Below are 18,136 nucleotides of genomic sequence, written 5' to 3'. Positions count from 1 at the left end.
CTTTACCCCAAGCTAATACGCTCCCTCCCAATTATGATGGAATTTACTTCCAATTTATTCAATTATAAAGAATAAATTTCTAAACTTGATGTGCCGGGCGCACGTACCCAACTATGCTTTTGCGCAGTTTCCTCTTAAACTTTGCGCGACAAATAGGGAGATCACGCCATGAACAAGCCCCTGAACGAACCACAAGCTGGTAAGACCGCAGGCCGTGGCCGCGTTTACGATTCCATCCTCGACACAATCGGCAATACACCGCTTGTGCGCATTGACAAGTTCGCCAAGGAAAAGGGCGTGGAAGCCAATCTTCTGGCCAAGCTGGAGTTCTTCAACCCTCTGGCCAGTGTGAAGGACCGTATCGGTCTGGCGCTGATCGAAGCTCTGGAACGCGACGGTCGCGCCGTGCCGGGCAAGACAGTCTTCGTCGAGCCGACTTCCGGCAATACCGGCATTGCCCTTGCCTTTGCCGCTGCGGCCAAGGGTTATCGCCTCGTTCTCACCATGCCGGAAACCATGTCGGTGGAACGCCGCAAGCTTTTGAAGCTTCTCGGTGCCGAACTGGTTCTGACCGAAGGCGCAAAAGGCATGAAGGGTGCTATTGCGGAAGCGGAAGCCATTGCGGAAGGCAACCCGAACGCAATCATTCCGCAGCAGTTCGAAAATCCGGCCAACCCGGAAATCCATCGCCTCACGACGGCTGAGGAAATCTGGAACGACACCAATGGGGAAGCAGATATCCTGATCTCCGGCATCGGCACCGGCGGCACGATTACCGGTGTCGGTCAGGTCATCAAGGGGCGCAAGCCGTCCTTCAAGGTGATCGCCGTGGAACCGAAGGATTCACCGGTACTTTCCGGTGGCGCACCCGGCCCGCACAAAATTCAGGGCATCGGCGCAGGCTTCGCCCCGAAGACGCTCGATACCAGCATCTATGATGAGGTCGTTCAGGTCTCCAACGAAGACGCTTTTGCCAATGCGCGCCTATTGGCCCGTCTCGAAGGCATTCCCGTCGGCATTTCTTCCGGCGCGGCTCTGACCGCCGCTGTTGAAATCGGCAAGCGCCCGGAAAACGCTGGCAAGAACATCGTCATCATCATTCCGTCCTTTGCCGAACGCTATCTTTCGACGGCTTTGTTTGAAGGTCTGGAATAATCCGCACTCACACGCGGTGGCCAAAAACAAAAGCCAGAGCGGTGAACCGTTCTGGCTTTACTTTTTTAAATGCCGGTCCGTTCGCCAAGCAAACGGAGGCTTTAAGCGCTCATATCAATGGTGCGTGCGTGCGGCGCAAGCCGGGCCTGGCCCGCGCATATAATGGCGCTCGGGCCTGTAGCTCGGTGCAACGAACTCGCGGATGACATTAACGCTGTCACGCAGCTGAACAAGAATGCTCATCGTCTTCACCTTCGTCAAAAAACATGCTGTTCGGAATGGATGCCCGTCCTGTCCCGACTAACCGGGCTCTGAAACGTTGTTCATTTCCGAACATCTTAATGAAAACTTTAACAATCAAAGATGAATAAGCTCTGAACCCTTATGGTTAAGGGTAAGTTAATGGTAAGGATGTTCAAGCTTTTCCACAGGCCGCGAATTGTCGCCACAATTAGAAAAGGCCGGTTTTAACCGGCCTTTCATGTTCAAAAGTTCAAGCGCCTTACCGCGTCGGAACCGGATGCTCACCACGATAATCGTAAAAGCCGCGACCCGTCTTGCGTCCCAGCCAGCCTGCTTCGACATATTTGACCAGAAGCGGGCACGGGCGATACTTGGAATCCGCCAGCCCGTCGTGCAGAACCTGCATGATGGAGAGGCAGGTATCGAGGCCAATGAAATCGGCGAGCTGTAGCGGCCCCATCGGGTGGTTGGCGCCTAGCTTCATGGCTGTATCGATAGCTTCGACGCTGCCGACCCCTTCATAAAGCGTGTAGATGGCCTCGTTGATCATCGGCAACAGAATGCGATTGACAATAAAGGCCGGAAAATCCTCGGCAACGGTTACCGTCTTGCCAAGCGCGGTCACGAAATCGTTCGACTTGCGGAAGGTTTCCTCATCCGTTGCGATGCCGCGCACCAGTTCGACAAGCTTCATCACAGGAACGGGATTCATGAAATGAATGCCGATAAAACGCTCTGGACGGTCGGTCGTGGATGCGAGACGTGTGATCGAGATCGACGACGTGTTGGTTGCGAGAATCGCTTCGGGGTTCAGAACCGTGCAAAGCTGCGCAAAAATCTTGCGCTTGACGGTTTCGTCTTCCGTTGCCGCTTCGATGGCTAGATCGACACCCGCCAGATCCTCCATGGAATTTGCCGGACGGATAAGCTTCATCGCCGCTGCGCGTTGGTCTTCCAGCAGTTTGCCTGAGGCAACCTGACGCGCCATGTTGCCATTGATGGTGGCGATGCCCTTTTCCAGCCGGTCCGCTGCCGCATCGTGAAGAAGCACATCGAACCCGGCCAGCGCGCATACATGAGCAATACCGCTGCCCATCTGTCCTGCGCCGACCACCCCTACCGTCTTGATTGCCACAGTCATAACTCCTTCATTCAGCCGCCCCACAACAGAGCCGAGGCCGAGAGCATATGCTCTAACTTTTGTTCTTACATATTACCCCCAGCAAAACCGCTTCGCACTTTTGCTGGAAATGCTCTGTCTTTGTCTTTTCGCATTGTCCAACGCAAAACCGCTTCGCACTTTTGCTGGAAATGCTTCACTATACCAATTCTGCCCGAGACGGATACAGCCCTCATTCAGAGAAAAGCAAAACAGCGCTTTCGTATCAGAAGGCTTTCCAAATGAAAAAGCGGCGGGACTAGCCCGCCGCTTTCTGATCGATTAAAGCGCTTTTTGCAGTTCCGGCAGGATCGTAAAGAGATCGCCGACGAGGCCGTAATCGGCCACCTGGAAGATCGGCGCTTCCTCGTCCTTGTTGATCGCCACGATCACGCGACTGTCCTTCATACCGGCCAGATGCTGGATCGCACCAGAGATTCCGACGGCGATGTAGAGATCCGGGGCAACCACCTTGCCGGTCTGGCCAACCTGCCAGTCGTTCGGCGCGTAGCCCGCATCGACTGCAGCACGGCTTGCGCCGACCGCTGCACCGAGCTTGTCGGCAACCGGCAGGATCACTTCCTGGAACTTTTCGGCAGAACCGAGCGCACGACCGCCGGAGATGATGATCTTGGCAGAGGTCAGTTCCGGACGGTCCGAATCCGACAATGCATTGCCGACGAAGCTCGACAGCGCCGGATCGGCTGCTGCATTGACGCTTTCAACTGCAGCCGAACCACCCTCAGCAGTCGCCTGGAACGAAGCCGTACGAACGGTGATGACCTTCTTGGCGTCTGTCGACTGCACCGTCTGGATCGCATTGCCCGCATAGATCGGACGCTTGAACGTATCAGCCGACACGACTTCCATGATTTCGGACAACTGCATCACATCGAGAAGCGCTGCAACGCGCGGCAGGATGTTCTTGGCCGAGGTCGTTGCCGGAGCAATGATCGTGTCGTAATTGCCTGCCAGTTCCACGATGAGAGCGGCCGTTGGCTCGGCCAGACGGTTTTCCAGTCCATCACTTTCAGCGAGCAGAACCTTACGCACACCCTTGAGCTTGGCGGCGGCATCGGCTGCAGCCTTCGCGCCCTTGCCTGCAACCAGAACATCCACGTCGCCGCCGATCTGGGCAGCTGCCGTCAGCGCCTTCGCCGTCTGGTCGGAAAGGGTTGCATTGTCATGTTCGGCAATAAGAAGAATAGCCATTTATATCGTCCCTTCCGATTTCTTTAGAGTACGCCGTCGGCCTTGAGCTTCTCGACCAGTTCAGAAACTGAACCGACCTTCACGCCAGCCTTGCGGCCACCCGGCTCTTCAGTCTTCAGGACCTTGAGACGCGGCGCAATGTCGGCGCCGAAATCGGCAGGCGACTTCTCGTCAAGCGGCTTCTTCTTGGCCTTCATGATGTTCGGCAGCGACGCATAGCGCGGCTGGTTCAAACGAAGATCGACCGTAACGATAGCCGGAAGCTTCACGTCGATGGTCTGGAGACCACCATCAACTTCGCGCGTTACCTTGGCCGAACCGTCGCCCAGTTCCACCTTCGAGGCGAACGTCGCCTGGCTCCAGTTGAGAAGGGCCGAAAGCATCTGGCCAGTCTGGTTGGAATCATCGTCGATTGCCTGCTTGCCGAGGAAGACGAGATCCGGCTTTTCCGCATCGACCACGCCCTTGAGAACCTTGGCAACGCCAAGCGGCTCAACCGTTTCGTCCGACTTCACCAGGATCGCACGATCGGCGCCCATGGCAAGTGCGGTACGCAGCGTTTCCTGTGCCTGTGCCGGGCCGACCGAAACCGCGACGATTTCCGTCACCTTGCCCGCTTCCTTCAGACGGATCGCTTCTTCAACCGCGATCTCATCGAAAGGGTTCATCGACATCTTGACGTTCGCAAGCTCAACGCCCGAACCGTCTCCCTTTACACGGATCTTTACGTTGTAATCGACAACCCGTTTCACTGCGACAAGGACTTTCATCCGCGATTACCTCTTCAATGACTCTTGCAGCACGACTATGCCGCCGTGAACTCCCACCCGCATGTCAAAATCCGACATGAAAGCGGCACCAGCGTAACTTGGGTTATGACGCAAATGCGCTGCCTATCCGCCGGGAACCGGCACGAAACCTAAAGACGGTTGACGTGCACGTCAATCAGGCACAGGCCGCTATATCGATTAAAATCAATTTATTCTGACAAGAGGTCATTCCAAAACCGAGCAACCCGACACCTCCCGTTTTCATGTCGTTTACAAGCGATGCGCCATGCTTTAGGTAACGCCTCGCAATCCGGTCGCAGCCTACCCGGTCAAAACAAGGAACCCTGACTTATGAAAACGCTCGTCGTCTGCTCCGGCGGACTCGATTCCGTTTCGCTTGCTTACAGAATAGCAACCGAACACCAACTCACCGCCCTCCTCTCCTTCGACTATGGCCAGCGTCACAAAAAGGAACTGGATTCGGCCAAAGCCTGCGCCGAAAGGCTCGGCGTTCCCCACCAGATCATCGATATCACCAACATCGGTGCCAGCCTGACCGGCTCCGCCCTCACTGACAATATCGATGTGCCGGACGGACACTATGCCGAAGAAACGATGAAGATCACCGTCGTTCCGAACCGCAATGCGATCATGCTGGCAATAGCATTCGGCGTAGCCGCTGCCCAAAAAGCCGAGGCGATAGCCCTTGCCGTCCATGGCGGCGATCACTTCATTTATCCCGACTGCCGCCCCGGTTTTATCGATGCTTTCCAGACGATGCAGAACCATGCATTGGACGGTTATGCAGACATAAAACTGCTCGCGCCTTATGTGCACGCATCCAAAGCCGACATCGTTATCGACGGCGCAAAATACGGTACGCCTTTTGCAGCGACCTGGTCCTGCTACAAGGGCGGTGAACATCACTGCGGACGCTGCGGCACCTGCGTCGAGCGACGCGAAGCCTTCCATCTCGCCGGCATCCAAGACCCGACCCTCTATGAAGATGCGGATTTCTGGCGCTCGGCAATCGAGAAGAGGAACGCCTGATGTTTCGCATTACCAAGGAATTTCATTTCTCCGCATCGCATCAACTGACTGGCCTCCCGGACGATCATCAATGCGCCCGCCTGCACGGCCACAATTATATTGTTGAGGTCGAGCTCTCGGCTGACGATCTTAACCAGCACGGCTTTGTCCGTGATTATCATGAGCTGGCACCGTTCAAGCGCTACATCGATGATTGTTTTGACCACCGCCATCTCAACGATGTTCTGGGCCACGACCAGAGCACGGCTGAAACCCTTGCCCGGCATTTTTTCGAATGGTGTTATGCGCGCTGGCCGGAAATTTCCGCCGTGCGGGTCAGTGAAACGCCCAAGACATGGGCCGAGTACAGACCGTGAAGCAAATACGCATCGCAGAGATTTTCGGCCCTACGATACAGGGCGAAGGTGTGCTGATCGGTGAGCCGACCGTCTTCGTGCGAGCCGGTGGCTGCGATTATCGCTGCGTCTGGTGCGACAGCCTGCACGCCGTCGAAAGCCGCTTTCGCCACGAGTGGAAGGCGATGAGTGTTGAAGCGATTTGGGGTGAAGTGACGACACTTTCCCGAAATAAGCCACTAACAGTGTCACTTTCGGGCGGCAATCCGGCCATTCAACCGCTGGGGCCCTTGATCGAGCACGGCAAGACCGAAGGCTATCGCTTTGCACTGGAAACCCAAGGATCGGTCGCGCAAGACTGGTTTTCCGCGCTCGACGCACTGGTACTGAGCCCAAAACCACCTTCAAGCGGCATGAGCTCCGATTTCGACGCGCTGGCGGCCTGTGTCGAGGCTGCAGGCACAACGCCGCGAACGGTGCTGAAATTCGTCATCTTTAACGATGCCGATTATGCCTTCGCGAAAGATGTAGCCAGTCAATATTCCGGTCTACCGGTCTATCTCCAGCCCGGCAATCACACACCGCCGCCGCCCGAAGCACATGATGCCGCAATCGATATCGACGGCATCATGCGGCGAATGGAATGGCTGGTCGAAAAGGTAATTGCGGATGGCTGGTACGAAGCGCACGTCCTGCCCCAGCTTCACGTGCTGATCTGGGGCAACAGACGTGGCGTCTGATTAGCGGTTGGCGCCGGGCACCCAGAGAACGTCCTGCGCGCCGTTATCGTTGACGGTTCGCGACGCCACGAACAGGAAATCGGAGAGGCGGTTCATATATTGCAAAGCCTCCGCCGAAACGACCTCTCCTTCGACGCGGGCAAGCGCAACCATCAGGCGCTCGGCCCGGCGTGAAACCGTGCGAGCGAGATGCAATGCAGCCGATGCCGCCGAACCGCCCGGAAGAATGAACGAACGCAGCGGCTGCAAATCGGTATTGAGGAGATCAATATCGGCTTCCACACGCGAAACCTGCGATGCGACGATGCGCAGCGGTTCATAGGCGAGCGGCTTGCCGTCATCCGGGGTTGAAAGATCCGCACCAAGGTCGAAAAGATCATTTTGGATACGACCCAGCATGGCATCGATTTGCGCATGAGGATTATCTTCGCCGCCGGTGTGAAGGCGCGCCATGCCAATGCAGGCATTGGTTTCATCCACCGTGCCATAGGCTTCGACGCGCAGGTCCGACTTCAGCCGCCGTGGTCCGCTGGCAAGTCCGGTCGTGCCCTTGTCGCCCGTGCGGGTATAGATCTTGTTGAGCTTGACCATATTTACTGGCCAGTTTTCTGGCGGGCAAAATAGATCGCACCAACGATCAGAACGATGGCAATGAACTGCAGGAAAACACGCAGCTGCATCATCTTGTTCGAGAAATTGCCGTCACCGCCGCGCATCATGTTGCGCAGACCGATGATCAGAACGACGGCCACAGCAAACATGGCCACCATTGCCGCGCCCTTGAACAGAACGTCCATTTTATTTCCTTCCCATGCGCACCGTCCCTGACCTCATGACTGGTCGGACAGCATCCGGTAGAGCCAGCGGGCAGGCATCAGACGTCGTGCCAGTGACCCAAGTTTCGCCGGTCTCGTCACCACATAATGCGGGCGGGGACGCGGCGCCTCCAATGCATGAAGCAGTACAGCATAGACGGCTTCCGGTCCAAGCTTGTTCTTGGATTTTGTACCGCCACCTTCCAGTTTCGCCATCTGGCGCTGGTAAAGCTCGCGATGCACCGAAGCTTCCATGTCGATATTGGCTCTAGCATGGCTGGCGGCGTTGTAAGTGAAGCGCGAAGCAATCGGGCCGGGTTCAATCAGCGACACATCGATACCGGAACCTTCCAGCTCCATGCGCTGCGCAAGCATCAGCCCTTCAAGCGCAAACTTTGACGCCACATAAGCACCGCGCCATTTCATCGGCACGAGACCGAGGATCGACGAGCAATGCACGATGCGCCCATGCCCTTGCCTGCGCATGACCGGAACCAAGCGTCGGGTAAGGTCGTGCCAACCGAAGAAATTGGCTTCGAACTGCTGGCGTAAGGCTTCGACCGGCAAGTCCTCTATCGCGCCGGGTTGAGCATAAGCACCATTATTGAACAGGGCATCGAGCTTGCCGTCCGTCTGGCGCAGCACCTCATCGGCTAAGACCGCGATCGACTGCGGCTCCGTATAGTCGAGATAATGGGCTTCCATTCCCTTTGCCTTGAGTGCCGCAATATCCGCATCCTTGCGGGCGGTCGCAAAGACGCGCCAGCCTTGACTGTGCAGTGCTTCGGCACAATAGGCACCGATACCGGAGGAACAGCCGGTGATAATGATATTACGCTGTCGGTTCTGACCGGTTTGTGCCGGAGCCATATGTTCGTTTCCCGCTGCCGTTTCGCCAAGCTTGCTTGATTCGGCTCCGGTTTAAAACGGGTCCCGCCCTTGCAATCCGCAGACCAATGCTAGATTTAAGGCCTTGAAACACCGGCTGAACACTATCGAATACCGACCAAGGCTTTGAGGGACAAATCTGCGGATGCGAAAAATCAGACGTTTTCTCCGTCAGATCACCTATGATGTCATCGGTCATTTCAGTTCGGACGATGGCTGGGCCTTCGCCAGCCATATTGCCCTTTCCGGCCTGATGGCATTGTTTCCGTTCCTCATCTTTGCCACCACGCTTGCAAGCTTTCTCGGCACCAAGGAATTCGCCGATACGGCGGTGCATGTCATCTTCGATATGTGGCCGTCGAACATCGCTGCCCCAATTGCCAACGAAGTGATGAACGTGCTGACCGTGCAGCGCAGCGGACTGCTAACGCTCAGTGTCATCGCAGCCGCCTATTTTGCCTCCAATGGCGTGGAGGCGCTGCGCATCGCGCTCAACCGAGCCTATCGCGTCAGCGACCAGCGCTCGATCATTTTCTGCCGCTTGCAAAGTCTGGGCTTCGTTCTCGTCGGCACTCTGAGCCTGATGGCAATCAGCTTTCTGCTGGTTCTGGCCCCGCTTGCCGTGCGTCTTGCCGAACAATGGTTTCCCGATATAGCGCCGTTCACAGGCACGATTGCCTTCTGGCGCTATACTGTGGCAGTGGGGGTTCTGGTTCTGGCACTGTTCATGGTGCATATCTGGCTTCCAGCCGGACGGCGCAGCCTCGGCGATATCCTGCCCGGCATATTGATCACGCTCATCGCCTGGCTTGCCGCCGCAATGGCCTTTGCAAAATATCTGGAAACTTTCGCCACCTATGTAACGACCTATGCGGGCCTCGCCTCCATCATGGTGGCGATCGTCTTTCTCTATATGCTGTCAGCAATTTTCATCATCGGTGCGGAAATAAACGCCGCGATCATGATTTTTCGCAAGCGCGAACAACAACCCGAGCTCATCGACGTAAAGTAGTCAGTGCAACGCCAAGCGTCGTCACCACCATACCTGCAATCTGGATTGCCGATAGCGTTTCACCAAAAATCAGATAGGCCATGATCGCGGCGGTGCCGGGCACCAGATAAAACAACGATGCGACTTTCGACATGGCGCCTTCGCGGATCATGACGAGAAGCGCCAGAATGGCACCGATAGAAATGGCGAGCGTCAGCCAGACCAGCGCAAAAATCAGCGATGGCGACCAGATCATGACGCGTGTTTCGAAAGCAAAGGCACAGATAGCAGTCAAAATGGCCGCAGCGATATATTGCACCGCCGTCCCGGCCTTGAGATCACCAGCCGTGCCGAACCGCTTCTGCCAGACTGTGCCAGTGCTGATCGCCACCACAGCCAAAAATGCCGCCGCCAGGCTTTTCGGATCGACACCGCTGCCAGCCGAAAACTTCGGCCATACCACCATGGCGACGCCGCAGAAACCGATCAGAAGCCCTGTCCATTGCCGCCCGCTCGCTCGTTCTCCCAGAAGAATGGCCGCAATCAGCGTGGTCAACATCGGCTGAAGGCCCGCCACCAGACCGGACATTCCCGCAGGCAGGCCGTGGTGAACGGCCCAGAACAAGGCGGAAAGATAAACGCCGTGGATGAGACAACCGGCAATCGCCGCATGAAGAAGCACATCGCCTTTCGGCCAGATACTCCGGCTCGCTAGCGCCCAAAGTGTCATGATGACAGCCGCGATGGAAAAACGCACCGCCATGAAAGTAAATGGTTCGGCATAAGGCATGGAAAGCCCGGCTCCGATAAAACCGGTGGCCCAAAGCAGGACAAACATGACGGGGAACAAACGGGCGGCCATGGCAGAACTCTCACTTTCGCGGCCCGCCTTATACCGCTTTGCGGCAAACGCCTATCGCATAAAACTGATCGCAGCGTTGAATTTGCCAAACAGCCGCCCGCATTTTATGAAGCGGCATGAACATTGAACCTGAAACCATCCGCATTCTCGTCGATGCTGACGCCTGCCCGGTGAAAGCTGAAATCTATCGCGTGGCGGAACGGCACAATCTGCCGGTCATGCTGGTGGCCAACAGTTTCATTGCCATTCCCCGCGATGCGGAGCGTGTCGAACGGGTTATCGTATCGGACAAGCTCGACGCCGCTGACGACTGGATTGCCGAGAATTCGCGACCGGGTGCAATCGTGATTACCGCCGACATTCCTTTGGCCAGCCGCTCGCTCGAAAAAGGCGCTTCGGTGATCGCACCGAACGGACGCGTTCACACCCAAAACACCATCGGCAACACGCTGGCGACGCGCAATCTGATGGATAGTTTGCGTTCCGCAGGCGAAGTTACAGGCGGACCCGCTCCATTTTCGCCCAAGGACCGCTCTGCATTCCTTTCCGCACTTGATCTTGCCATCGTCCGGCTAAAACGTGCGGGTTTCGTCTCAGGTTGATCGCATTGAGGCGGTCGCGACGCCAGCACCGATCAGCAATGTTCCGCCAGCCCGATTGAAAATGCGCAGCGCGCGTTCGCTTGAGAAGAAGCGGCGTGCGCGGGTTGCCAGAAGTGCATAGGCAAAGGCATTGAGAAAAGCGAGCACGAGGAACGTGCTTTCGAAAACCAGCATCTGGGTGAGGAAATCCCGGTGCGGGCTAAGAAACTGCGGAAGAAAAGCAACGAAAAAGGTGATGCTCTTCGGATTGAGCGCTGTCACGAGCCACGCATGAACCAGCATCCGCGCCGGATGCACCTTGTCGTGTCGGGCACTGGCATGAAGTGTTCCACCAGCGCGAAACAGTTTTATGCCGAGCCAGATCAGATAAGCGGCACCTGCCCATTTAACGGTGGTGAACACGGTTGCCGACGCTGCCAGCAGCGCACCCACGCCAAGCATGGAAAGCGTCATCGCGGTAAAGTCGCCAAGGGCGACACCGACAGCCATCGGGAAAGCCGCTTTCCAACCTTGACCCAAGGCATAGGAGACGACGAGCAAGACGGTCGGCCCCGGGATGACCAGAAGCACGATGGACGCGGCGGAAAATGCAAGCCAGACTTCAAGGCTCATGGGCGGCTCCCTCTCTTGAAAAGGGAGCAAGCCACTGATTTCGTCGTTTGTCGAGGCTAAAGATTCTTTGCCGCTTCGATGAGTTTAGCCGCTTCCGGGCTATCCCAAGGTGCTGGACCGTTCATGGATGCAATCTGGCAGCCGTCCTTGTCGACCAGCAGCGTCACCGGAAGGCCGAAGGCCAGATTCTTGCGCTTCAGTTCGTTGAAGCTCGACATGGAAGCGTCCCGGTGTAGCGTCAGATTCTTGATACCAATTTCGTTCAGAAAGCCCTTGGGCTTGTCATCCGAGCCGGTGTCGATGTTGATTGCGACGACCTCGAAATCGGCCCCGCCTTTTTCGGCCTCGAGCTTGTCGAGAGCGGGCATTTCCTCGCGGCATGGCGCGCACCACGTCGCCCAGAGATTGACCAGCAGTGTCTTGCCCTTAAAATCGCCGAGAGTCATCTGCTTGCCGTCCGGGCCTGTGAAAGCAATATGCGAGACGGAAATCGGCTTTTCAGCGGCACGCATCGCCGCCACGCCCCCGGTCGCAGCTGTATCAAGTGCCTTAAGCTTATCCGCTTTCAACACGCATTGCGCCGAAGCTTCATCGCTTTCCGCTGAAACATTCGTCGAAACATTCTGGGCAACCACATTGCCAGAAGGGCGCTCCATCACGTATACCGCCCCGATACCGGCAATGACACCGGCAAGGGCGGCAAGAAGGACGATCTTGCGATTTCCCGATTTCGCCTGCTGTTCGGAATTCGCCTTTTCGTTGTCTTCTGCCATGTCGCGTTACTTCTTTCCAATATTCCGCCAAACCGTCACTCGGGGCATATGAGCATGAGCGAACAAAAATCAAGCAACCAGATGTGGGGCGGCCGTTTTGCCTCAGGGCCCGATGCGATCATGGAAGAGATCAATGCATCGATCGGCTTCGACCGCAAGCTCTATGCGCAGGATATTCAAGGCTCGCTCGCCCATGCAGCCATGCTGGCAAAGACAGGCATTATTGCGGCAGAAGACCATCGACAAATCGAAGATGGTCTGAAAACCATCCTCAAGGAAATCGAGGACGGCAAGTTCACCTTCTCGCGCAAGCTCGAAGACATTCATATGAACATCGAGGCGCGGCTTGCCGATCTGATCGGCCCGTCCGCCGGACGGCTCCACACCGCCCGTTCGCGTAACGATCAGGTGGCCGTCGACTTTCGCCTCTGGGTGAAGCAGGAACTGGAAAAGACCGCCGCCGCCCTCAAGAATCTGATCGAAGCTTTTCTGGAACGCGCCGAAGAACATGCGGCGACGGTCATGCCGGGTTTCACCCATCTCCAGACCGCGCAGCCTGTCACTTTTGGTCATCATTGCATGGCCTATGTCGAAATGTTCGGTCGCGACCTGTCGCGCGTGCGTGACGCAATCGAACGTATGGACGAATCGCCTTTGGGTGCTGCAGCCCTTGCAGGCACCGGCTTCCCGATCGACCGCCACATGACCGCCAAAACGCTTGGCTTCCGCGAACCGACCCGCAATTCTCTCGATAGCGTTTCCGACCGCGACTATGCGCTGGAGTTTCTGTCGCTTGGCGCCATCTGCGCCGGTCATCTTTCGCGCCTTGCGGAAGAAATCGTCATCTGGTCGACGCCGCAATTCAATTTCGTGCGGCTGTCCGATGCCTTTTCCACCGGCTCGTCGATCATGCCGCAGAAGAAAAACCCGGACGCTGCGGAACTGGTCCGCGCCAAGACAGGCCGTATCAACGGTTCGCTGGTCGCGCTTCTGACCATCATGAAGGGCCTGCCGCTCGCCTATTCCAAGGACATGCAGGAAGACAAGGAACAGGTCTTCGATGCAGCTGAAAACCTGGAACTCGCCATCGCCGCCATGGCCGGCATGGTGCGCGACCTGACGATCAATGTAGCGTCAATGAAAAAGGCGGCCGGTTCAGGCTATTCCACTGCGACCGATCTCGCCGACTGGCTGGTGCGTGAACTGGGGCTGCCCTTCCGTGAGGCACATCACGTCACCGGTCGCGCAGTCGCTCTGGCTGAAAGCCGCAAGGTCGATCTGGCGAAGCTTTCACTTGAGGAACTGCAGTCGATTCATCCGGGCATCACGGATGCGATTTTCGGCTATCTGACGGTCGAGAAATCAGTGAAAAGCCGTCAGTCCTTCGGTGGCACGGCCCCGCAGGAGGTGCGTCGCCAGATTCGTTACTGGAAGAAGCGCATCACCAAGGCCTGATAATCGATCAACATGACGTCATGTGGAATCATCTGTCGAACTGATGATTCCACTTTCGGGCATTATGAGTTAGACCTAGAGCATGTCTTCCAAAAGTGGGAACCGGTTTTGGAAGACATGCGTAAAGACAAAACTTAGAGCAAGATCATATATTTCGGGAACCAAAGCTGATGACAGGCCGCTCCGCCATTTCTTCCGTGCTTCTGATCGCCGCGCTTGCGGCAACGCTCGCCGCTTGCGGTCGCAAGGGCCCGCTGGAGCCGCCGCCATCCGCCGTCGTGACGGACGAACAGGGCCACACCAAGCCGAAACCGAAGGAAGACAAGCCGATCATCCTCGACAAGCTGTTGTAAGTTTCTGCTGCAGGGCATTCCCGTGAACCATTTCGAACATCGCAACGGCGTTCTTCACGCCGAAAATGTCAGCCTGCCTGAAATCGCACAGGCCGTTGGCACCCCTTTTTACGTTTATTCCCGCGCGACCATCGAGCGTCATTTCCGCGTGTTCAGCGAAGCCTTCGCCGGCATGGAAACGCTCGTGACCTACGCGCTGAAGGCCAATTCGAACCTGGCCGTGCTGAAAACTCTGGCGAAGCTTGGTGCCGGCGCGGACACCGTTTCGGAAGGCGAAATCCGCCGGGCGCTTGCTGCAGGCATCCCGGCCAACAAGATCGTCTTTTCAGGCGTTGGCAAGACTCCACACGAAATGGACTTCGCGCTTGAAGCGGGCATCTATTGCTTCAATGTTGAATCCGAACCAGAGCTGGAAATTCTTTCCGCTCGCGCCGTCAAGGCAGGCAAGGTCGCATCCGTATCGCTGCGCATCAATCCCGATGTAGATGCGAAGACCCACGCCAAGATTTCAACTGGCAAATCTGAAAACAAGTTCGGCATTCCGCGCGTCAAGGCGCGTGAGGCCTATGCGCGCGCAGCGAGCCTGCCCGGTCTCGACGTGGTCGGCATCGATATGCATATCGGTAGCCAGATCATCGACCTCGAACCCTTCGACAATGCATTCGCCCTGATGGCGCAACTGGTCAAGGAACTGCAGGCCGACGGTCACAACATCCGCCACGTCGATGTTGGCGGGGGACTCGGCATTCCCTACCGCACAGACAATACACCTCCGCCGCTACCCGTCGCCTATGCAGAAATCGTCGCCAAGCACATCAAGCCGCTGGGCCTGAAAACGGTGTTCGAACCGGGCCGCCTGATCGTCGGCAATGCCGGGCTTCTGGTAACGGAAGTGATCTTCGTCAAGGAAGGCGACGCCAAGAACTTCGTCATCGTGGATGCGGCAATGAACGATTTGATTCGTCCGACGCTTTATGATGCGTTCCACGACATCAAGCCTGTCACTTTGCCGAAGGATGATGCGCCGCGTATTCGTGCCGATTTTGTCGGTCCGGTCTGCGAAACAGGCGACTATCTCGGCCTCGACCGGGAAGTGGCAAAGCCTGCTCCAGGCGATCTGATTGCCGTCTGCACGACGGGTGCATATGGCGCGGTGCTTTCCAGCACCTACAACAGCCGTCTGCTCATCCCCGAAGTGCTGGTCGACGGCGACCGTTATCATGTCGTGCGTGCGCGCCGTACCTATGAAGAACTGCTCGCGCTCGATTCCGTACCGGAATGGTTATAGGTCTCGCGACCATAATTATTCATGGCCCACATTTATCATGGCCCATAAATCTCGGGGCAAAGCCTCGCCTTTGCCATGATGCATGTTATCCTGTCAGCCGAACCGAAATCGGCTGACGCGAAAGACGAGACCTATGACTGCCCCTAAGGCGGCCCCGCAGACAGATAGCAGCAACGACAGGAAAAACCCGCCGCGTCATGCGCGGGATGTTTTTCTGCGGCTGTTTTCAGGCGATGGCGCCAGCCTGCGCCGTCTGCGTCTGCGTGCCTTTCTTTCGATCAGCTTCGAGCGGTTCTGGCCGCTGATCCTGCCGCTGATTCTTCTCGTCGGTCTGTTTGCCAGCCTGAGCTGGTTCGGCCTGTTCGGCATGATGCCCCGTTGGCTGCATATCGGCGTGCTGACGCTATTCGGTATTGCCACCCTCATTGCGCTTTATCTGCCGTTCCGGTTTCGCACCCCAGCAGAAAGCGACGTCACAAGTCGTATCGAGGCGATCAACGGTCTCGTTCACGAACCGCTTTCCGTCCAGACAGGCCATATGGCAACAGGCGAACACGATCCATTCGCTGTCGCCCTGTGGCGGGAACACCAGCGCCGCATGGCGGACCGGCTCAAGAACCTGCAATCCGGCCTGCCTTATACGCGTGTTCCCGAACACGATCCCTTCGGCATTCGTGCGGTGGTCGCCCTGCTCTTCATGACCGCCTTCGCCTACAGCCTCAGCCCAAACAGCGGGCGCATTGCCGATGCCTTTCATATCCGTCCAAGCAATGGAACCGCCGTTGCCCGCATCGATGCATGGGTAACGCCGCCGCGCTATACCGGCCGTGCTCCGGTCTTCCTGACCACGACGAACGACAGCGAACAGGCCGCAATCAATGTACCGCAAGGCAGCATTCTGTCGGTCCGCGTGATCGGTGGCGGTTCCGAACGCCTGACTGCGACCGATGCGAAGGGCGAGCGCCGCGACGTACAGCCGGTAAACGCGAAGGAAGACCAGAAGGAGCCTGCAGAACAGGCCGTCGTCGATGGAAGCCGCAACTTCCGCTACGATTTGCAGCAGGATGAAACCATAGCGCTTTCCGGCACCGATGCCCGCTGGAAATTTGTCGTCACGCCGGATAATCCGCCAACGATCCGCTTCACGAAAGAGCCGGGACACGCGCTGAATGGCACATTGCAACTTTCCTATCAGATCGAGGACGACTACGCGCCGGTAAAGGCCGAAGGTGAGATCATCCCGCTCAACAATGATGAGGATGAGGAAGCCGCACCACTCTACGATGCACCGGAACTGCCGCTTGCACTGCCGCGCCGCGGTGTGAAGGACGCCACGACGTCGAAAGACCTGACCGAGCATCCTTGGGCAGGTGAAAAAGTTGCGCTCACGCTGGTCGTAACCGACGCCGCCGGACAAACGGGCCGCAGCGAAACCAAGATCATCACTTTGCCCGAGCGCCCTTTCAGCAATCCACTTGCCCGCGCCGTTGCGGAACAGCGCCGTATCCTCGCGCTCGATGCGACGCAACGCGATCATGTGCTCGACATGCTGTCGGCAATCACGCTTCGCCCGGACGAAACCATCAAGAATGCAGCCCATTATCTGGGTCTGGTCACGATTGGTACACGTCTTCGTCTCGCCAGGAGCGATGACGCCTTGCGCGATGCAGCGGATTATATGTGGCAGGTGGCCCTTGGCATCGAAGATGGAAATCTGTCCGCCGCCGAAAAGCGCCTGCGGCAAGCACAGGAGGCCCTGAAAAACGCTCTCCAGAACGGCGCCTCACAAGAGGAGATCGAAAAGCTTTCGGCAGAGCTACGCAAGGCGATGCAGGATTTCCTGCGGGAATTCGCCCAGCGCCAGCAACAGAATCCCAATGCGCGCCAAGCCGCTCCCGATCCCAATGCGCGAATGCTGACGGAAAAAGACCTCCAGCGCATGATGGACCAGATCGAAAATCTCGCGCGTCAGGGCTCACGCGATCAGGCGGAAGAACTGCTGTCGCAATTGCAGAACCTGATGAACAATCTGCAGATGGGACAGATGCAACAGGGCCAGCAAGGTCAGGGGCAAGGTCAGCAGGGCCAACAAGGCCAGATGCAGCAGCGGATGAACAAGCTCGGCGAACTGATGCAACGCCAGCAAAAGACGATGAACGAAACCTTCGATCTCGATCAGAAGATGCAACGCCAATTCGGTGGCAGCGATGGTGAGGGCGAATTCGGCGACAACATGTTCCCGGGTGATGACGGTTCCATGGGCGGCGGACAGCCGGGCGGTGAAACCGAAAACGGCCAGAGCGAGAACGGTCAGGGCGGGAAAGGCGATGTGCCACCCGATATGGCGGAAACCATGCGCAAGCTGCAGCAGCAGCAAAAGGACCTTCAATCCGATCTGCAAAAACTGATGGACGATTTGAAAGGCATGGGTATTGAACCCGGCAAGGATTTTTCGGATGCCGGAAAATCAATGGGCAACGCCACTGATGCGTTGGGCCGCAGCGAAGGTGCCGAAGCAAGCGACCAGCAGGGCAGCGCACTCGATGCACTGCGTCGCGGCGGGCGCGACATGATGCAGAAAATGCAGCAAGCCATGGGCCAGCAAGGTCAGGGGCAAAGTGGCGCCAATGGCAGTCGGGGAAGGGACCCGCTTGGGCGCCAGCAAGGTACCGGCGACAGCGGCCTCAACGATGACGTCAAGATTCCAGGTGAAATCGATATTCAGCGCGCGCGTGAAATTCTCGATGAAATCCGCCGCAAACTTGGTAATGCGCTGACGCCGCAGATGGAAAAGGAATATCTGCAGCGCCTGCTGAAGTTCGATTGAGAAGCA

At 57.1% G+C, this 18,136-nt stretch carries 20 protein-coding genes; 10 read left to right on the top strand and 10 right to left on the bottom strand.

Annotated features, from left to right (window positions below; genetic code table 11):
* The first annotated feature begins 168 nt into the window (after positions 1 to 168).
* On the top strand, positions 169 to 1,155 hold the full coding sequence (cysK, locus tag AC1RHM_RS19505) for a cysteine synthase A (protein WP_010657514.1): 987 nt from the start codon (positions 169 to 171) through the stop codon (positions 1,153 to 1,155).
* Between the two features lie 114 nt (positions 1,156 to 1,269).
* Here cysK and AC1RHM_RS19500 read toward each other — a convergent pair whose 3' ends face one another.
* The 4 genes from AC1RHM_RS19500 to AC1RHM_RS19485 form a co-directional block, all read right to left on the bottom strand.
* A complete protein-coding gene (locus AC1RHM_RS19500) occupies positions 1,270 to 1,398 on the bottom strand; it encodes a hypothetical protein (RefSeq protein ID WP_255362115.1) in 129 nt (42 codons plus the stop codon).
* Positions 1,399 to 1,657: 259 nt separating this feature from the next.
* Positions 1,658 to 2,533: a 3-hydroxybutyryl-CoA dehydrogenase gene (locus tag AC1RHM_RS19495; RefSeq protein WP_029375798.1), complete on the bottom strand. Its 876-nt coding sequence runs from the start codon at positions 2,531 to 2,533 to the stop codon at positions 1,658 to 1,660.
* Positions 2,534 to 2,839: 306 nt separating this feature from the next.
* Positions 2,840 to 3,769: an electron transfer flavoprotein subunit alpha/FixB family protein gene (locus tag AC1RHM_RS19490; RefSeq protein ID WP_010657516.1), complete on the bottom strand. Its 930-nt coding sequence runs from the start codon at positions 3,767 to 3,769 to the stop codon at positions 2,840 to 2,842.
* Positions 3,770 to 3,792: 23 nt separating this feature from the next.
* Positions 3,793 to 4,539: an electron transfer flavoprotein subunit beta/FixA family protein gene (locus AC1RHM_RS19485; RefSeq protein WP_010657517.1), complete on the bottom strand. Its 747-nt coding sequence runs from the start codon at positions 4,537 to 4,539 to the stop codon at positions 3,793 to 3,795.
* 351 nt (positions 4,540 to 4,890) lie between these two features.
* Here AC1RHM_RS19485 and queC point away from each other — a divergent pair, with 351 nt between their 5' ends.
* Genes queC through queE form a run of 3 tightly spaced genes read left to right on the top strand, consistent with a single transcriptional unit; the run spans position 4,891 to position 6,664 of the window.
* Complete coding sequence (gene queC / locus AC1RHM_RS19480) at positions 4,891 to 5,589, top strand: 7-cyano-7-deazaguanine synthase QueC (RefSeq protein ID WP_010657518.1); 699 nt, start codon at positions 4,891 to 4,893, stop codon at positions 5,587 to 5,589.
* Positions 5,589 to 5,945, top strand: coding sequence for a 6-carboxytetrahydropterin synthase QueD (queD, locus tag AC1RHM_RS19475; protein WP_010657519.1), 357 nt, complete (start codon positions 5,589 to 5,591; stop codon positions 5,943 to 5,945). Before queC ends, queD begins: the two co-directional genes overlap by 1 nt.
* A complete protein-coding gene (gene queE / locus AC1RHM_RS19470) occupies positions 5,924 to 6,664 on the top strand; it encodes a 7-carboxy-7-deazaguanine synthase QueE (RefSeq protein WP_029375799.1) in 741 nt (246 codons plus the stop codon). The genes queD and queE overlap by 22 nt, the downstream gene beginning before the upstream one ends.
* Here queE and AC1RHM_RS19465 read toward each other — a convergent pair whose 3' ends face one another.
* The 3 genes from AC1RHM_RS19465 to AC1RHM_RS19455 are packed head-to-tail and all read right to left on the bottom strand — an operon-like array spanning position 6,665 to position 8,349.
* Entirely contained in the window at positions 6,665 to 7,255 is a 591-nt protein-coding gene (locus tag AC1RHM_RS19465; protein WP_010657521.1) for a cob(I)yrinic acid a,c-diamide adenosyltransferase, read from the bottom strand. It abuts the gene before it with no gap.
* 2 nt (positions 7,256 to 7,257) lie between these two features.
* On the bottom strand, positions 7,258 to 7,461 hold the full coding sequence (locus AC1RHM_RS19460; RefSeq protein ID WP_010657522.1) for a twin transmembrane helix small protein: 204 nt from the start codon (positions 7,459 to 7,461) through the stop codon (positions 7,258 to 7,260).
* Positions 7,462 to 7,494: 33 nt separating this feature from the next.
* The gene (locus AC1RHM_RS19455) at positions 7,495 to 8,349 is read right to left on the bottom strand and encodes an SDR family oxidoreductase (protein ID WP_010657523.1); all 855 of its coding nucleotides are present in this window, start codon (positions 8,347 to 8,349) and stop codon (positions 7,495 to 7,497) included.
* Between the two features lie 163 nt (positions 8,350 to 8,512).
* Here AC1RHM_RS19455 and AC1RHM_RS19450 point away from each other — a divergent pair, with 163 nt between their 5' ends.
* On the top strand, positions 8,513 to 9,379 hold the full coding sequence (locus AC1RHM_RS19450) for a YihY/virulence factor BrkB family protein (RefSeq protein WP_010657524.1): 867 nt from the start codon (positions 8,513 to 8,515) through the stop codon (positions 9,377 to 9,379).
* Here AC1RHM_RS19450 and AC1RHM_RS19445 read toward each other — a convergent pair.
* A complete protein-coding gene (locus AC1RHM_RS19445) occupies positions 9,363 to 10,220 on the bottom strand; it encodes a DMT family transporter (protein ID WP_010657525.1) in 858 nt (285 codons plus the stop codon). The genes AC1RHM_RS19450 and AC1RHM_RS19445 overlap by 17 nt on opposite strands.
* Positions 10,221 to 10,336: 116 nt before the next feature.
* Between AC1RHM_RS19445 and AC1RHM_RS19440 the strand changes: the two genes are divergently transcribed.
* The gene (locus tag AC1RHM_RS19440; RefSeq protein ID WP_010657526.1) at positions 10,337 to 10,822 is read left to right on the top strand and encodes a YaiI/YqxD family protein; all 486 of its coding nucleotides are present in this window, start codon (positions 10,337 to 10,339) and stop codon (positions 10,820 to 10,822) included.
* Here the strand turns inward: AC1RHM_RS19440 and AC1RHM_RS19435 are convergent.
* Together AC1RHM_RS19435 and tlpA are read right to left on the bottom strand one after the other, a co-directional pair.
* Entirely contained in the window at positions 10,814 to 11,434 is a 621-nt protein-coding gene (locus AC1RHM_RS19435; protein WP_010657527.1) for a LysE family translocator, read from the bottom strand. The two genes, AC1RHM_RS19440 and AC1RHM_RS19435, sit on opposite strands and share 9 nt — an antisense overlap.
* 56 nt (positions 11,435 to 11,490) lie before the next feature.
* Positions 11,491 to 12,207 (bottom strand): thiol:disulfide interchange protein TlpA, encoded by a 717-nt coding sequence (gene tlpA / locus AC1RHM_RS19430; RefSeq protein WP_029929736.1) that lies wholly within the window; start codon positions 12,205 to 12,207, stop codon positions 11,491 to 11,493.
* Positions 12,208 to 12,261: 54 nt separating this feature from the next.
* On the opposite strand from tlpA, the gene argH reads away from it, so the two are divergent.
* The 4 genes from argH to AC1RHM_RS19410 all read left to right on the top strand — a co-directional run bounded on the left by argH (position 12,262) and on the right by AC1RHM_RS19410 (position 18,130).
* Positions 12,262 to 13,662 carry an argininosuccinate lyase gene (gene argH, locus AC1RHM_RS19425; RefSeq protein WP_010657529.1) on the top strand — a complete coding sequence of 467 codons (1,401 nt, stop codon included), beginning with the start codon at positions 12,262 to 12,264 and terminating at the stop codon, positions 13,660 to 13,662.
* Positions 13,663 to 13,832: 170 nt separating this feature from the next.
* Positions 13,833 to 14,015 (top strand): LPS translocon maturation chaperone LptM, encoded by a 183-nt coding sequence (lptM, locus tag AC1RHM_RS19420; protein WP_006467922.1) that lies wholly within the window; start codon positions 13,833 to 13,835, stop codon positions 14,013 to 14,015.
* A 22-nt stretch (positions 14,016 to 14,037) separates the two neighbouring features.
* A complete protein-coding gene (gene lysA / locus AC1RHM_RS19415) occupies positions 14,038 to 15,303 on the top strand; it encodes a diaminopimelate decarboxylase (protein ID WP_036584694.1) in 1,266 nt (421 codons plus the stop codon).
* Between the two features lie 133 nt (positions 15,304 to 15,436).
* Positions 15,437 to 18,130, top strand: a complete 2,694-nt coding sequence (locus AC1RHM_RS19410) for a TIGR02302 family protein (protein WP_151607517.1) — start codon at positions 15,437 to 15,439, stop codon at positions 18,128 to 18,130.
* Positions 18,131 to 18,136: the final 6 nt, after the last annotated feature.

The organism is Brucella sp. GW823-FHT04E01, from assembly GCF_058796175.1.
Note: the sequence above shows the minus strand (reverse complement) of the source record. Positions and strands in the feature narration are given on the sequence as shown.

Bases quoted from the DNA above. Each gene is read 5' to 3' on its own strand.
- cysK (WP_010657514.1), top strand. From the start codon at position 169: ATGAACAAGCCCCTGAACGAACCACAAGCTGGTAAGACCGCAGGCCGT.
- AC1RHM_RS19500 (WP_255362115.1), bottom strand. From the start codon at position 1,398: ATGAGCATTCTTGTTCAGCTGCGTGACAGCGTTAATGTCATCCGCGAG.
- AC1RHM_RS19490 (WP_010657516.1), bottom strand. From the start codon at position 3,769: ATGGCTATTCTTCTTATTGCCGAACATGACAATGCAACCCTTTCCGAC.
- AC1RHM_RS19485 (WP_010657517.1), bottom strand. From the start codon at position 4,539: ATGAAAGTCCTTGTCGCAGTGAAACGGGTTGTCGATTACAACGTAAAG.
- queC (WP_010657518.1), top strand. From the start codon at position 4,891: ATGAAAACGCTCGTCGTCTGCTCCGGCGGACTCGATTCCGTTTCGCTT.
- queD (WP_010657519.1), top strand. From the start codon at position 5,589: ATGTTTCGCATTACCAAGGAATTTCATTTCTCCGCATCGCATCAACTG.
- queE (WP_029375799.1), top strand. From the start codon at position 5,924: ATGGGCCGAGTACAGACCGTGAAGCAAATACGCATCGCAGAGATTTTC.
- AC1RHM_RS19465 (WP_010657521.1), bottom strand. From the start codon at position 7,255: ATGGTCAAGCTCAACAAGATCTATACCCGCACGGGCGACAAGGGCACG.
- AC1RHM_RS19460 (WP_010657522.1), bottom strand. From the start codon at position 7,461: ATGGACGTTCTGTTCAAGGGCGCGGCAATGGTGGCCATGTTTGCTGTG.
- AC1RHM_RS19455 (WP_010657523.1), bottom strand. From the start codon at position 8,349: ATGGCTCCGGCACAAACCGGTCAGAACCGACAGCGTAATATCATTATC.
- AC1RHM_RS19450 (WP_010657524.1), top strand. From the start codon at position 8,513: ATGCGAAAAATCAGACGTTTTCTCCGTCAGATCACCTATGATGTCATC.
- AC1RHM_RS19445 (WP_010657525.1), bottom strand. From the start codon at position 10,220: ATGGCCGCCCGTTTGTTCCCCGTCATGTTTGTCCTGCTTTGGGCCACC.
- AC1RHM_RS19440 (WP_010657526.1), top strand. From the start codon at position 10,337: ATGAACATTGAACCTGAAACCATCCGCATTCTCGTCGATGCTGACGCC.
- AC1RHM_RS19435 (WP_010657527.1), bottom strand. From the start codon at position 11,434: ATGAGCCTTGAAGTCTGGCTTGCATTTTCCGCCGCGTCCATCGTGCTT.
- tlpA (WP_029929736.1), bottom strand. From the start codon at position 12,207: ATGGCAGAAGACAACGAAAAGGCGAATTCCGAACAGCAGGCGAAATCG.
- argH (WP_010657529.1), top strand. From the start codon at position 12,262: ATGAGCGAACAAAAATCAAGCAACCAGATGTGGGGCGGCCGTTTTGCC.
- lptM (WP_006467922.1), top strand. From the start codon at position 13,833: ATGACAGGCCGCTCCGCCATTTCTTCCGTGCTTCTGATCGCCGCGCTT.
- AC1RHM_RS19410 (WP_151607517.1), top strand. From the start codon at position 15,437: ATGACTGCCCCTAAGGCGGCCCCGCAGACAGATAGCAGCAACGACAGG.